At 37.7% G+C, this 14,564-nt stretch carries 12 protein-coding genes; 7 read left to right on the top strand and 5 right to left on the bottom strand.

The genetic code is table 11. The features are described 5' to 3' along the window. Positions 1-135: 135 nt before the first annotated feature. The 4 genes from AC4GZ8_RS14355 to AC4GZ8_RS14340 form a co-directional block, all read right to left on the bottom strand. Positions 136-1,143, bottom strand: a complete 1,008-nt coding sequence (locus AC4GZ8_RS14355; RefSeq protein WP_491082577.1) for a FecCD family ABC transporter permease — start codon at positions 1,141-1,143, stop codon at positions 136-138. Next, complete coding sequence (locus AC4GZ8_RS14350) at positions 1,140-2,150, bottom strand: FecCD family ABC transporter permease (RefSeq protein ID WP_491082576.1); 1,011 nt, start codon at positions 2,148-2,150, stop codon at positions 1,140-1,142. The genes AC4GZ8_RS14355 and AC4GZ8_RS14350 overlap by 4 nt, the downstream gene beginning before the upstream one ends. A 215-nt stretch (positions 2,151-2,365) precedes the next feature. Next, complete coding sequence (locus AC4GZ8_RS14345; RefSeq protein ID WP_491082575.1) at positions 2,366-3,301, bottom strand: iron-hydroxamate ABC transporter substrate-binding protein; 936 nt, start codon at positions 3,299-3,301, stop codon at positions 2,366-2,368. After that, a complete protein-coding gene (locus AC4GZ8_RS14340; RefSeq protein ID WP_491082574.1) occupies positions 3,252-4,097 on the bottom strand; it encodes an ABC transporter ATP-binding protein in 846 nt (281 codons plus the stop codon). Before AC4GZ8_RS14340 ends, AC4GZ8_RS14345 begins: the two co-directional genes overlap by 50 nt. Positions 4,098-4,323: 226 nt before the next feature. On the opposite strand from AC4GZ8_RS14340, the gene AC4GZ8_RS14335 reads away from it, so the two are divergent. Together AC4GZ8_RS14335 and AC4GZ8_RS14330 are read left to right on the top strand one after the other, a co-directional pair. Beyond that, a complete protein-coding gene (locus AC4GZ8_RS14335; protein WP_491082573.1) occupies positions 4,324-5,373 on the top strand; it encodes an NAD(P)/FAD-dependent oxidoreductase in 1,050 nt (349 codons plus the stop codon). Between the two features lie 86 nt (positions 5,374-5,459). Continuing rightward, positions 5,460-6,302: an oxidoreductase gene (locus AC4GZ8_RS14330; protein ID WP_491082572.1), complete on the top strand. Its 843-nt coding sequence runs from the start codon at positions 5,460-5,462 to the stop codon at positions 6,300-6,302. Between the two features lie 510 nt (positions 6,303-6,812). On the opposite strand, the gene AC4GZ8_RS14325 is transcribed toward AC4GZ8_RS14330, so the two are convergent. After that, positions 6,813-7,028 carry a hypothetical protein gene (locus AC4GZ8_RS14325; RefSeq protein ID WP_491082571.1) on the bottom strand — a complete coding sequence of 72 codons (216 nt, stop codon included), beginning with the start codon at positions 7,026-7,028 and terminating at the stop codon, positions 6,813-6,815. Between the two features lie 587 nt (positions 7,029-7,615). Between AC4GZ8_RS14325 and AC4GZ8_RS14320 the strand changes: the two genes are divergently transcribed. The 5 genes from AC4GZ8_RS14320 (at position 7,616) to AC4GZ8_RS14300 (ending at position 14,541) form a co-directional block, all read left to right on the top strand. After that, complete coding sequence (locus AC4GZ8_RS14320) at positions 7,616-7,807, top strand: hypothetical protein (protein ID WP_491082570.1); 192 nt, start codon at positions 7,616-7,618, stop codon at positions 7,805-7,807. A 530-nt stretch (positions 7,808-8,337) separates the two neighbouring features. After that, positions 8,338-9,516, top strand: a complete 1,179-nt coding sequence (locus tag AC4GZ8_RS14315; protein ID WP_491082569.1) for an Alp7A family actin-like protein — start codon at positions 8,338-8,340, stop codon at positions 9,514-9,516. Between the two features lie 19 nt (positions 9,517-9,535). Beyond that, positions 9,536-10,135 carry a hypothetical protein gene (locus AC4GZ8_RS14310; protein ID WP_491082568.1) on the top strand — a complete coding sequence of 200 codons (600 nt, stop codon included), beginning with the start codon at positions 9,536-9,538 and terminating at the stop codon, positions 10,133-10,135. A gap of 623 nt (positions 10,136-10,758) precedes the next feature. After that, positions 10,759-12,507, top strand: a complete 1,749-nt coding sequence (locus tag AC4GZ8_RS14305; RefSeq protein ID WP_491082567.1) for an ABC transporter ATP-binding protein — start codon at positions 10,759-10,761, stop codon at positions 12,505-12,507. Then, positions 12,508-14,541, top strand: a complete 2,034-nt coding sequence (locus AC4GZ8_RS14300) for an ABC transporter ATP-binding protein (RefSeq protein ID WP_491082566.1) — start codon at positions 12,508-12,510, stop codon at positions 14,539-14,541. The last annotated feature ends 23 nt before the right edge of the window (positions 14,542-14,564 follow it).

Genomic DNA, 14,564 nt, shown 5'->3' with positions numbered 1-14,564 from the left:
GCGCTTCGACATCCAGCTCCAGCGTTTAGCCCCTCGAGGTCATAAGTCGTAAATGAATTGAACACAAAGAATGTCTTCTATTCATTTGCGACTTATTTGCCCTGGGCTGTTCAAGGCGCTTGCGCTTTGGATATTCTATTTTTTCAGTAATAAATAAACAAAATAGGGAGCGCCAATCAAGGCTACCATAATCCCTGCTGGCAACCCGTCCGGTTCAATTAAATTACGGCCAATGGTATCGGCAAGCAATAATAGAAATCCGCCAACCAGGATTGCAATAGGGATAAATAATTGATTTCGTGGTCCAACTAAGGCTCTGGCGATATGAGGAGCCATCAAGCCAATAAAGGAAATACCGCCTGTTACAGATACAGCAGAAGCCGCTAGTGCAACAGCAGTTAATAATAAAACAATCCGTTCTTTTTCAATAGATAGACCAACGCCGATCGACACTGGTTCACTTAGACCAAGAATATTTAAACGATTTGCTTTGTAAAGTGTAAATGGTATCAGGATTAATAGCCAAGGAAGAAGGGCGAAAATAAATGGCCAATCAGTTCCCCATATATTTCCTGCCAGCCATTTAGCAATAAAATCAACCTTTACTCGGTCAGCAGATGAGATGAGAACAATCATAAGTCCTGATAGAGCAAGGGAAAACCCTACCCCGATTAAAACTAATCTAATCGGTTGTAAACCTACTTTTCGATCATAAGAAAACACATAGATTAAGACGGCTGTAATTAGTGCCCCTAGAAACGCAACGATAGGTAGCACATAGATAAATGAGCCTGAATCAATTGGAAAAAACAAATAAAATAGCGCAATAGCTGCCCCTGCACCAGAGTTTATCCCGATAATGCCAGGTTCAGCTAATTCATTCCTCGTAATGCCTTGAAGGATTGCCCCAGATAAAGCAAGCGCCATCCCAGCTAATAACGTAATAATAATGCGCGGCAAACGAATAGAAAATAGGATAAATTCGTCCTTAAATGTTCCTTGGCCAAGCAGTGTAGGAATAATTCGGTCATATGAGACTGAAGAAGAGCCAAGCCCTAATCCAATCACAATCGTTAGTAAAATAAGTCCAATAAACATGATGATAAACATGCGTTGCTTTTTGACTAATGCTGATTGAATCATGAGAATGCTCTGCCTCCTTTCTTGACAATCATTAAGAAGAAGGGAATACCCATAACAGCTACAATTGCTACAACAGGTGTTTCAAATGGAGCGTTGATCGTTCGACCAAGGGTATCGGCAAGAAGCATAAAGGCTGCACCAACGATTGCTGACATTGGAATAATAAAACGATAATCAGTACCTACAATTGCCCTTGCTATGTGCGGAATCATGAGACCGATAAAGGCCATATTTCCAACAAGTGCTACTGAAGCACCAGCAAGCAGGATGATCATAATAAAAAGAATCACTTTAATTTGCAGTGTTTTTTGACCAAGTCCAACGGCAACTTCTTCACTTAAACTAAGAATCGTTAATTGCTTTGAGAAAAATAAAGTAATCAAGATCCCTATGATAATGACAGGAACGATTATTTGCAACTGGCTCCATGATGTACCAACTAATCCTCCAGATGTCCACATAGAAACATCTTTAGAAACTTTAGAATAAAGGCCAACTCCTTCGGCGATTGCATAAAGAAAGGCTGAGATAGCAGAACCAGCTAATACGATACGAATAGGGGAGAATCCGCCTTTTTTCATTGCTCCTATTCCAAATACTAATAAAGCCCCAACTGCAGCACCAATAAAACAGGAAATCATAACCCAAAAATAGTTAGCTGATGGTAGAAAAGCAATCACGATTGCAAGTGCAGCATTAGCGCCCGCGGTCAATCCAAGTAACCCCGGGTCTGCAAGTGGATTCCTTGTCATCCCTTGCATTATTGCGCCAGAAGTGGCGAGGGCTGCACCAACGACTATAGCAGCGACCTCACGAGGTAATCGAATCTCTCTAATAATTGTAATTTCATCATTCGTTACGTTTGACATAAGAGACAGCCATACATCTTTAATTGAAATATCAGCAGCTCCAAAAATCATAGAAACGATAAACATACAAATAAACACAAGGATCGCTGCAAAAAATTTAAATAAAAATGGAACGAATAGTTGAGTATCTTTTTTCATTTCTCTCATCTTTTCTTTGAAAATTTTAAAAGGAGGGTAACGTTTACATAACGAGATAGAATCCTATAAAATACTTTATCAAAAAATAGAGAGGAATTCTTTTAAAGAATTCCTCTTGACCCGGACAACAGCTTCGAAGTACAGGACGTGCAAGTGCAGTCGTTGCAACATGATGTTGCGATTTTAGACTGTCAGCGCCTGCGCTGTTGGTGTTATTACTCACCTAAAAATGATTCTTTAAAGAAGGCTAATTGCTTTTCTAGTGTAATTGGATCACTGAAAGATGCTCCGTTTCCTTCCATTTCAAATACACGGTTGTTTTTAACAGCCGGAATGTTTTTATAGGTGTCTGTTTCTTGGAAAGAGGTGTCTGCATCTGAGTATTTACTTAGAACGATGTAATCACCTGCGTATTCCGGTAGAACTTCAGCTGAGAGTGTATAGTAGCCTGATTCTAATGCAACTTCTTTTACTTTTTCAGGCATTTTTAAGCCCATTCCTTGATAAAGGATTTCTGTTCCTCTTGCCCAGTTATCACCGAATACATATAAATCTTTTCCATAGCTTTCGATAACAGATACTGTTGCGTCTTCACCGATTTTTGCTTTAATTTCTTCACCAGTTGCTTCAACACGAGCTTTGAAATCTTCTACCCATGCTCTAGCTTCTTCTTCTTTGTTTAGAAGCTTACCAATTTCAATATGCTGTGTTAGGTAATCTACTTTACCCCATGTAAAAGTTACAGTCGGAGCAATTTCATTTAATTTATCGACGTTTTTAATAGTTGAAAGTCCAATAATTAAATCTGGCTCTAATTCAATAATTTTTTCTAAGTTTTCATCTGTTACTTCTTCGGCATCTTTTAATTCTTCTTTGAGAGCCGGGCTATTTAATGACCATGATTCAGCACCAACTACATTTACACCTAAATCAAGAACATTACCAGCAAAACCGGAAAGTAGAACAACACGTTGTGGATCTGCAGGGACTTCAACAGGTCCATTTTCAGACTCGTAAGTAATTGTTTCAGGTTGTTTATCTTCAGGAGGAGTACTTCCGCTTCCTTCATTTTCTGATGTAGAATCATTATTACCGCAAGCACTAATAACTAGCAACAGCAGCAGTGTGAATGGAATTAATAGTTTCTTCATTGTCTTCTTCTCCCTTGAGTAAATTATATGTGATGCACATCGGCTTGTTTGTACGGGGATCCGTTCCAATTTCAGCGTCGATATGAAAAACTTTCTTTAATACTTCGTGTGTGATAACTTCTTCACAATCTCCAGCTTTTATAACCTCACCATCTTTTAAAGCGATGATATAGTCAGCAAAGCGAGCAGCTTGATTTAAATCATGCAATACCATGACGATGGTGCGCTCTTGTTCTTTGTTAAGCTTTTGAAGAAGTTCTAGTACTTCAAGCTGATGGGCCATATCTAAATAGGTTGTTGGCTCATCCAAAAAGATGATATCTGTTTCCTGGGCTAGGGCCATCGCGATCCAAACCCTTTGACGTTGACCTCCTGATAAAGCATCAACCGGACGGAATTTAAAGTCCTTTGTACCCGTTACTTCAAGTGCCCAATCAATCACTTCATAGTCTTTTTTCGTTAGACGTCCAAAGCCTTTTTGATAAGGGAAGCGTCCATAAGAAACTAATTCGCCTACGGTTAACCCACTTGCACTTTCAGGTGTTTGGGGAAGGATTGCCATTTTCTTAGCGAGGATTTTCGTGTTTTCCTTGGAAATATCTCCACCATCTAAAATGACATTTCCTGATTGATGTGGAATGATCCGGGTAATGGCTTTTAATAATGTAGATTTCCCACACCCGTTAGATCCAATAATCGTTGTGATTTTCTTGTCTGGAATCTCAACACTAAGATCTTTTACAATCAACCGTTCACCATATCCGATTTTTAAATTGTTAGTATATAGGCGAACCATCTATGTAACCTCCATTTATTGATAATATTTTAATTTCTTACCCCAGTATATACGGAAGAAAAAGCGGGCTTTCTTAATGAAAATGATTATCATTACCGAATAATTAAATTCTATAATTCCATTTTACCATTGTCAATACATATTTTATGTATTGTAAAAGTTGGGAAAGCGTTGTATAGTAAATGAGAATGATAATCAATTGGATTCAAGCTAAGGAGTGAAAGGAATGGACTCACAAGAAATATATGATGTAACAATCATTGGGGGAGGACCAGCAGGACTTTACTCAGCTTTTTATAGTGGACTTAGAGAAATGAAAACGAAGTTAATCGAATATCAACCACACCTAGGTGGCAAGATTCATGTATATCCTGAAAAAATGATATGGGATGTTGGGGGACAAACACCAATTCTCGGAGAAAAATTAATTGATCAATTAGTTCAGCAAGCATTAACTTTTGATCCTACTGTTGTATTAGGTGAGAAAATTGAATCGATTTCGCGTGATGAGAATGGAATGTTCACCTTGTTAGCCGCTTCTGGACGCAAGCATTTTTCAAAAACAGTCATTATTGCGGTTGGCGGAGGAATATTAAATCCTCAAAAGCTTGAAATTGAAGGAGCAGAGAGGTTTGAGGTGTCTAATCTTCATTATACGGTAAAATCTCTAAAACGATTTAAAGGTCGTACAGTTATGATCTCAGGCGGTGGCAATTCAGCTATTGATTGGGCAAATGAATTGGAGCCAATTGCGAAGAAGGTGTACCTTGTACATAGAAAACCCAACTTAACCGGTCACGAAGCACAAATTACACAGTTAATGACAAGCTCAGCAACGTGTTTATTCCAAACATCGATTACAAAGCTAATCGCCAGTGAAAATCACGAAAACATTGAAAAGGTAGAATTAACGAATCTTGAAACAGGAGACGTTTCCTATTTATCAGTAGATGATGTCATTATTAATCATGGATTTGAACGTGATGCGTCACTGCTTAAAAATAGTCAGTTGGATGTTTCCCTGATTGATCAATATTTTGTTGAGGGCACTTCCTGTAGCGAATCTTCTATTAAAGGAATGTATGCAGCAGGTGATATCTTGAAGCATGAAGGAAAACTTAATTTGATAGCTGGAGCATTTCAAGATGCTGCAAATGCTGTAAACAAAGCAAAGCAATATATTCAACCAGATGCTAGTAAAGTTGGTATGGTTTCCTCACATAATGAGTTATTTAAAAAGCGAAATAGAGAGCTTGTGAAGCAGATGATGAAATAAGTCCCGTTGTATGGGGGCTTTTTTTATTGTTAGTGTGTAAGATTAATGTAGCAGACCATAGTGGATATAGATGTAGGGGGGTATATATGGAAAAACAACTTGCTGTTGTAACTGGTGCATCTAGCGGATTTGGATTATTAATATCTTTAGAATTAGCGAAAAAAGGTTTTTACGTTGTTGCAACAATGAGAGATCTAAAGAAGCGAATGTATCTTATAAATGAGGCTGATCGATATGGAGTGAAAGAGTACATAGAAGTATATCCATTAGATGTAACATCGAGGGAATCTATTAATCAATGGAGAGGTTTTATAGAAGGAAAAGGTCGAATAGATATCCTCGTTAACAATGCAGGCTTTGCCGGAGCAGGATTTGCTGAGGAGGTTTCAGTTGAGGAGTATCGGCAACAGTTTGAGACGAATTTTTTTGGTGTCATTGGAGTTACCCAGGCAATTTTGCCGCTAATGAGACAGCAGGGGAGGGGGAAGATCATAAATATGAGCAGTATTAGTGGTCGAGTTGGGTTTCCGGGATTATCACCATATGTGTCTTCTAAATATGCCTTGGAAGGATGGAGTGAGTCGTTAAGATTAGAGCTCAAGCCTTTTGGGGTAGATGTGATCTTAATTGAACCGGGCTCCTATCAAACAAATATTTGGAGCAGTGGAAAGCAAGTGACAGAAAAATCCTTAAAGAGAGAGTCACCATACTATGAAGTAATGGCAAAGATAGAGCGATATATAGAAAAAGGAGCAGATTCTTTTGGTGATCCTGCAGATGTAGCCAAACTTACTGCGTCAATTGCAACGAAAGAGGGAGCTTCATTGCGATACCCGATAGGGAAGGGAGTAAAATCTTCCATTCTATTAAAAACCATTTTACCGTGGTCGTTTTTGGAGAAATATCTTTTGAAAAAGTTAATGAAATAGGGGACTGCTCCTGAGCAAGTCCCTATTAATTAGAAACATTTTCACTCATATCTATTGTTTTTTTTTTCTATAAAAAATAGGTAGTAGGGAAATGAACGAAGTTAAAAGAAGGTTTTTTTTAGGTTGAATAGCAACGAATTTTCAATGTATACAAAGATGTTTGCGTGTATACAAAATGTATTCTTGGTGTATACAATTACGTGTACATGTATACAAACATGAATACATGACGGGTTGATAGGATGTGTACAAATCTGTTGCAAATGTATACAATTTTGAACGCTTGTATTCATATTGAACACAATGAAGGTGTGATTGACTCTATTTCTCCCTCCCCTTCCCTTAGAAGTAATAGAATTAAGTTCATTTTGAGAAGGGCAATAACGGTTCTATAATAAATGTTGGATTTTATCGCAATTGAAGAAAAAGAGCACGATATCATCCATTCTTTTATACTTGAGTTGCCGAGAAACAAGTAGTACTTTCCCTCTTTTGAATCTTCCTTAGTACTCATCGAGCGCGATAGTCTTTGGTAAATATTTCAATTCCTTTTTTGGTGGTACTTTCAGTTAACTCATCAAAACGACGTACAACCGTAGAAGCAGAGGTTCTATAAATCGCAGCTGTTTCTCTACATGTTTTCCCCTTAATACTACAAATCTTGATTGCTTGATGATATTCAATAGATAAACGTTGATAAAGCAATGATAGAGTTATTTTCTGCAACCCCCCTTTTCCAAAAACAGAAGCGTTACAGAGTGTATCTCCAGTTTATGATTGCAGATGCGATTACAAGAAAACCTATTGACATATTATCAAATCGATATAAAAAGACGATTAAGCACTAATGAAACAAATATGGTGCCATTGTAGCATTTGTAGTAATGGATATGAGTTCATCCTTTAAGGCTGCTGTTTAACAAGCGTTAGGAAAACCTGCAATTATCACAGGTCGATTTCATTTGGTTCGATATATTTAGTTGGTGCTAGATAGTGTTAAACAAAGAATACAATCTTTGCTGGCATGATTAAAATTGTAAAAAGTATAAGAAAATGAGTTATGTATTCTATATACGCTCGGAAAAATTATCAGAAAATCAGTGGTAGTTAATATGATAGCTTTACAGAGGAATCAAAGTTAGCTTATGAACCTAAAGAAGCTTTTTCTTTCTGCTAAGGAATTTGTGAAATTCCTTGTACTGGGGATAAGCTCGTGACATCCAGCCCCAACTCCTGCTCTCAGGTCACGCAGGACATCGCGTTGGTAACTGACTCTAGGGTCTAGCCACAAATGAATTGAAGGCATATTTGCTGTGACTGATCAAGGTGCTTGCACTTTTGTACCTGGTTTATTTAAGCAAAAGGAAATGGGTAGTGAATATCCTCAAGCAAAAGAATTATTATATGATTTTTACTGTAAGAGTAGCATATTCCAGAGTTTAAAAAACAACCCTCCAAATTGGCAAATAGAAATAGTTTTTACCTATAACTTTTTAACAGTTTAAGAGGGGAATTAATAACTTAACGAAGGTAATAAATAGAAACACCTTTGGCTACAAAACTTCAAGCGTTTTAGAGCAAAGATATGATTAACACATAGGTCAGAAAAGTGGATGTTTTTCTTGGATAAGAGCGAAGGGAGATTTGCTTCACCAAATATTTGACGTTGAACGATTTTTTCAGAAATTTTTTTCACCAAAATCTATCATTTTCTTCTATGAAAAGACAACTAGCAGGGGAAAGAACTAAGTCAAAAGAAGGGGTTTTTTAGGTCGAATAGTAACGAATTTTGTAAGTAAACAAGGTTGTTTGCATGTGTACAAAATGTATTCGCTATGTATACAATGATGTGTGCTTGTAAACAAACTTGATTGCATAGCGGTTTGATAGGATGTGTACAAGTTTGTTGCAAATGTAGACAAATTCGTGTGCTTGTATTCACATTGAACACAACGAAAGTATGATTGACGCTATTTCTCCCTCCCCTTACCCTAGAAGTAATAGAATTAAATTCATTTTGGAGAGGGATGGTTTTATGAGTAAAACGAGAATAACAGCAGTTGATGTTGGTAATGATTGTGTGAAGGCTCTTTTTGGAAAAGGAGATTTTAATTTATATATTCCTAATGTTATTGCGAGAGACACAGAAGATCGCCCTGTTATAGGTATAGAAGAGTTAAATAATAAAAATCCATTAGATGGAATTCATGTAAGAGTACACTCCCCTGCTCTTAAAGAAAACAATGTCATTTATCGTGTAGGAAACTTAGCAACAAAAAGTGATAATCCAAGTGAGTTAGATCCAGGTAGCAGTAAATCTGAGGAAGACCAAACTCTTGTTATGCTTTTTACTTCATTAGCATTGGATGCTGTGCGTGAGGAAAACGCTAATCTTTTCAAAAAGACTAATAATGTCATTGATGCAAATTATACCCTTGGGACAGGCTTGCCACTTCGCGAAGTCAAGGAAGGAAAAGATGTAGGCTACCGTTCACAATTATTAGGATCTGTTCATCAGGTTGAGTTCCTAGTGACTCCTAAATATCAGGGCTTGAAGGTTAACATCAAGTTTGATGAAGTAAAGGTATATCCTGAAGGTTTTGCTGCTTATATTAATCTAGTAATGGACAAGGATTTAAAAATCATCAATCGTGATTTAATCGATAAACAGATTTTGATTCAAGATATTGGCGGCTTATCAACAGATATCGCTGTAATTAAGAACCGAAATGTTGATGATGATAAGGCACAGGGCTTTAATTTAGGTGTTTCTGAATCATTAGAAGCAATAAGAGAAGAGATTCGAACAAAACATGGAGTAGAGCTTGATAGCCGCCGGGATGTTGTTGACATTATTACAAGAAAAAATGATCGTCACCATATTATGGTAAAAGGAAGCCGGACAAACGTCCACGACATCACTGATCGTATTCTTCTTGAACTAGCAAAGAAACAATATCGTCATCTCCGCAATGTTTGGCAAAAAAATTCTCAGACTGAGATCTGCTATTTTGTTGGTGGAGGAGCTATCGTTCTAAAAGAGTATATTAAGATGTTAAATAATAGCTTAGATGGCTATAATATCGAGTTCTTTGAGGATGAAAAAGAAAGCATTTGGATGATGGCGAACGCTTACTATAAATTAATCTCTGATTTTGCTAGAAAAAATAGTGAGCCTCAGCCTCAAAAGAAGAATGAAAAGCAAACAGTCTAAAACAAAATAAGGTGGTTACATGACTAAAAAGGGTGCACCAACTATAAAAAGGGGACAAGCTATTACATTCCGCCTTCCATCTGATACACCTGATCATCTTATCAAACAGTTGGAAAAGCTTAAGCAAACTGAAAAACGGAACTTTTCAAGTAAAATCGCTGAATTTGTTTTAGAAGGTGTAGGGAGCTCATTAGCAAAGGATAGAGAAATGGTAAGTCTTCCAATGCCCAAGCACTTATCGAAAGATCAGCGCAATTGGCTGAAACACTCACACTCAGAAGCTTTATTGGGAAGTATCGTCTATCAGCTATTATCAGACCCTGTTAGAGCAACTTCGATTTTAGCATCGTTAACAAGTAATGCGTTAGATATTGATGAGGCATTGTATTTACAGGAAATGAATTTAGATGGAAAAGAAGAACTTGAGCATATAGAAACAGTCGATACCACAACAGATGAAGGTGATTGGATTCCTGATCATGATGAGGATGAAGATATACTGGATTTTGAATTTGACAGAACAGAGAAAGAACTGGCGTCTGCTAAAGAGGAAGTCCATGAGGAAGCGGAAGACATGGAGGATCTGTTGGGCGACTTCTTAGCGAAAATGAATAAATAAATCCTAACTGAAAATAATTTTTGGAAAATCCATTGACAGAGGGATTGGGAAAATAATACAATAAATCAGAATCAAACTTAAAGTGAATTGGAGGGTTACAAAATGAAAAATGTAATGTTTAATAACCATTTAAAAATTTCATATGATAAAGTGACCCGCCAAAATCAATCTTAAATTCTTTTAATTTTTTATCTATTACAGCATATCTCAAGCGCAGGTCACGACTATTGTGATGTGCGCTTTTTTATGCTATCTGTTTAGGCATTATGCACGTTCGCATAATGCCTTTTTGTCTTGAAGAAAATTGTAAATTCGTAAGAACTGCGGGTAAGCGCACGACATCCAGCTCCAGCACCTAGCCCCTCTAGGGTCTAGCCACAAATGAATTGAAGACAAAGAACGTCTTCTATTCATTTGCGTCTTATTTGCCCAAGGCAGCTCAAGGCGCCTACGCTTTTGTTTTCAAATTCCGAGCATGTTTAGCTCGTTTATATAGATTCATCTTATATTAAGAAGGGAGTTTTACCGATGGTGAAGCATTTGATTGTTCGTATTGATTTAGATTGGATGAAAGGTGGCTAATTTGGTTTGATATTTATTCATAACAAAGGGGAGGGACACGAATGTTTTCAGTACTTGGAAAATTAAGTTGGTTCTTTAAACAGCATTGGAAGCGGTATACGGTTGCCGTTACATTGTTAATTATCGTTAGTATCCTAGATGTTATTCCGCCAAAAATTATTGGGGTTGCAATCGATGATATCCAGTTCGGACAAATGACAGGGGAGCGACTGCGGGAGCTGTTATTTTTCTTCATTGCTCTTATTGTTGTCAGTTACGGTATTACCTATATTTGGATGTACCAATTATTTGGTGGAGCCCATTTAATCGAACGTATCCTAAGATATCGATTTATGAGGCATTTGCTAACAATGACACCGAGTTTTTATGAGAAAAACCGGACAGGAGATTTAATGGCCAGAGCGACAAATGATTTAAAGGCCATTTCGCTAACAGCCGGGTTTGGTATTCTTACTTTAGTTGATTCAACGATTTTTATGATCATTATCATTTTTGTCATGGGATTCACTATTAGCTGGCAGCTCACATTGGCGGCGCTGATTCCGTTACCCCTCATGGCAGTAGCGATTAATTATTTTGGTAAGCTTATTCATAAACGTTTTACCGTTGCACAAAATGCCTTTGGTGATTTGAATGACAATGTGCTTGAATCTATAGCAGGGGTTCGGGTAATCAGGGCATATGTTCAGGAAAAGGCAGATGAACAACGGTTTCAGGATATGACAGAGGATGTTTATGAGAAAAATATTGCTGTTGCAAAAGTTGATGCTCTTTTTGAACCAACGATTAAGATATTAGTAGGGTTAAGTTATGTTATTGGTTTAGGGTATGGCGCCTATCTTGTTTTTCACCAAATTATTACGTTAGGTGAGCTTGTAAGCTTCAATATTTACCTGGGAATGCTCATATGGCCAATGTTCGCGGTTGGAGAGCTGATTAACATCCTCCAGCGTGGAAACGCTTCATTAGACCGTGTCAATGATATCCTTGCTTATGAAGAGGATGTGAAGGATGTAAAAGAGCCTGTTCAATTGGATATTCCCGAGGAAATTGTGTTTTCAAATGTGACATTTCGATATCCAACGTCAACCATTGATAATCTTCAAAACATAAATTTGAAGGTGAAAAGAGGGCAAACAATCGGTATTGTTGGAAAAACTGGCTCGGGGAAAACAACATTGCTCAAGCAGCTTTTACGAGAATATCCAGTAGGTACTGGTGGCATTCTCATTTCAGGACAGCCGATTGAATCAATTTTGATTGATACATTGCATTCCTGGATGGGGTATGTTCCACAAGAACAAATCTTATTTTCCAGAACAATTCGTGAAAATTTACAGTTTGGAAAAGACCAGGTGACAGAGGAAGAGATTGAGGAAGCACTAAGATTAGCGGCTTTTGAAAATGATCTTTCTGTTCTTCCTAAAGGGTTAGAAACATTAGTTGGTGAAAAGGGAGTTGCTCTTTCAGGCGGGCAAAAGCAAAGGATTTCAATTGCCCGCGCTCTTATAAAGGATCCTGAAATTCTCTTGCTAGATGATGCCATGTCAGCGGTTGATGGAAAAACAGAAGCCAAAATTATCGAAAATATCCGCAAGGAGCGCACAGGCAAAACAACGTTTATTTCTGCCCATCGTTTATCGGCTGTTCAGCATGCAGATTGGATTATTGTGATGGATGACGGAAAGATCGTTGAAGAAGGGACACATGAAGAGCTTATCAAGTTAGGGAAATGGTATAAAACACAATATGATCGTCAACAGGCTGATTCGTATGGAGAGGTGAGTTAAATGGAGAAACGCTCAACAGGAAAACGACTCTTTCACTATGCACTTCTCTATAAGCGTACGATTTTGATTGCTTTAGCTATGTTAACCTTTGCTGTCGGTGCAGAGCTAACAGGACCGTTTATCGCAAAGAGAGTGATTGATCATCATATGATGGGGATTGAAAAACCTTGGGTAGAAGTGCAGGAAAAAGATGATCAAACCGTTGTTTATCATGATCGGCTTTTCAAAAAGAATGTCAATGTCACAGAAGTTGATTCTGTAGGAAATAATGAACTTCAAATTGTGCAGGTTGGCCGTTCATTTTATGCAGTTGATGAGCATCTGCCGTTTGATGGAGAACGTTCGATAACGGATAATACATTAGTCATTCATAATGGATCACAGGAAGCGAGTTATGAAGTAGAGAAGCTAACGAATCAAGAGCTATTAACCTTTTATCAGCCAGAGATTAGACCGATTGTTATTCTCCTTAGCTTTTATGTAGGGTTGTTGTTCATTGCAGCTATTTTTCAGTATGGGAAATCACTATTGCTGCAAAAAGCGGCAAATCGCATTATACAAAAAATGAGGACGGACGTCTTTGAGCATATTCAGAGAGTGCCGATTCAATATTTTGATAATCGTCCAGCAGGTAAGATTGTATCACGTGTAACGAACGATACAGAGGCGATCCGGGAGCTATATGTAAAAGTACTCGCTAGCTTCTTTACAAGTGGAATTTATATGACAGGCATCTTTGTAGCCTTGTTTTTCTTAGATGTAAGGCTTGCACTCATTACCTTGCTGTTAGTACCAGTCCTTTTTATTTGGACGGTTCTTTATCGAAAAATTGCTTCCAAATATAATCATTTAATCCGGACTAGAGTCAGTGATATTAATGGGATGGTAAATGAATCCATTCAAGGAATGACGATCATTCGAGCATTCCGTAGAAAAAAACAAACGATCAAGGAGTTTGAAGTATTAAATAAAGAGCATTTTACCTATCAAAATAAACTTCTCAGTCTAAATGCGATGACTTCACATAACCTTGTCAATGTTCTACGAAACGTTGCCTTTGTTGTACTGATTTGGTATTTTGGGGGGCAATCACTCACAGCAGCTGGTATGATCTCAATCGGTGTTCTCTATGCCTTTGTTGACTATTTAAACCGATTGTTCCAGCCGGTAACAGATATCGTCAATCAGCTTGCACAACTAGAACAGGCGCGAGTTGCTTCTGAGCGGGTATTTGAATTATTAGATGAAAAAGGGGAAGAGGTCAACGAAGAGCAACTTCCTCGATTTGAAGGAAATGTAGAGTTTAAAGATGTTTCGTTTTCTTACGATGGAGAAAATGATGTGTTAAAAAATATCTCCTTTACTGCGAAAAAAGGCGAAACAGTGGCATTGGTCGGGCATACAGGTTCAGGAAAGAGCTCCATTATCAATCTTCTATTTCGGTACTATGATATTAATAGAGGGATGATCACGATTGACGGCATGGATACAAGTCAAATTCCTCGTCAGCAGCTCCGAAAACATATGGGGATTGTTTTACAGGATCCGTTTCTTTTTACCGGTACCATTGAAACGAATGTTAGCTTGGACAATAGTGATATTTCCAAGGAAACGATTAGAAAAGCATTGAGAAATGTAGGGGCGGAAAGGTTTATTAAGCAGCTTCCTAAGCAATTTGAAGAACCTGTGCTTGAGAAGGGAAGCACTTTATCAGCAGGTGAAAGACAACTAATATCATTCGCGCGAGCACTCGCCTATGACCCGGCGATTTTGATTTTAGATGAGGCAACCGCGAATATTGATACAGAAACAGAAGCAATTATTCAGCAAGCATTAAATGTTGTGAAAGAAGGGAGAACAACATTTGTCATTGCCCACCGGCTTTCTACGATTCGAAATGCAGATCAAATTCTCGTATTAGACCACGGAGAAATCGTTGAAAGAGGAAACCATGAAGATTTGCTTGAAAAAAAAGGGAAATATTATAAAATGCATCAATTGCAACTAGGAAAAGAAATGGTTAATGCAGGATAATAGCCCGTTAAAAGTGGAATAAA

The sequence above is a fragment of the Metabacillus sp. RB-C-LZQ-3-1 genome (genome assembly GCF_058315175.1).
The sequence above is the reverse complement of the archived record's forward strand: the minus strand, read 5'-3'. Positions and strand labels throughout refer to the sequence as shown.

Bases quoted from the DNA above. Each gene is read 5' to 3' on its own strand.
- AC4GZ8_RS14355 (WP_491082577.1), bottom strand. From the start codon at position 1,143: ATGATTCAATCAGCATTAGTCAAAAAGCAACGCATGTTTATCATCATG.
- AC4GZ8_RS14350 (WP_491082576.1), bottom strand. From the start codon at position 2,150: ATGAAAAAAGATACTCAACTATTCGTTCCATTTTTATTTAAATTTTTT.
- AC4GZ8_RS14345 (WP_491082575.1), bottom strand. From the start codon at position 3,301: ATGAAGAAACTATTAATTCCATTCACACTGCTGCTGTTGCTAGTTATT.
- AC4GZ8_RS14340 (WP_491082574.1), bottom strand. From the start codon at position 4,097: ATGGTTCGCCTATATACTAACAATTTAAAAATCGGATATGGTGAACGG.
- AC4GZ8_RS14335 (WP_491082573.1), top strand. From the start codon at position 4,324: ATGGACTCACAAGAAATATATGATGTAACAATCATTGGGGGAGGACCA.
- AC4GZ8_RS14330 (WP_491082572.1), top strand. From the start codon at position 5,460: ATGGAAAAACAACTTGCTGTTGTAACTGGTGCATCTAGCGGATTTGGA.
- AC4GZ8_RS14315 (WP_491082569.1), top strand. From the start codon at position 8,338: ATGAGTAAAACGAGAATAACAGCAGTTGATGTTGGTAATGATTGTGTG.
- AC4GZ8_RS14310 (WP_491082568.1), top strand. From the start codon at position 9,536: ATGACTAAAAAGGGTGCACCAACTATAAAAAGGGGACAAGCTATTACA.
- AC4GZ8_RS14305 (WP_491082567.1), top strand. From the start codon at position 10,759: ATGTTTTCAGTACTTGGAAAATTAAGTTGGTTCTTTAAACAGCATTGG.
- AC4GZ8_RS14300 (WP_491082566.1), top strand. From the start codon at position 12,508: ATGGAGAAACGCTCAACAGGAAAACGACTCTTTCACTATGCACTTCTC.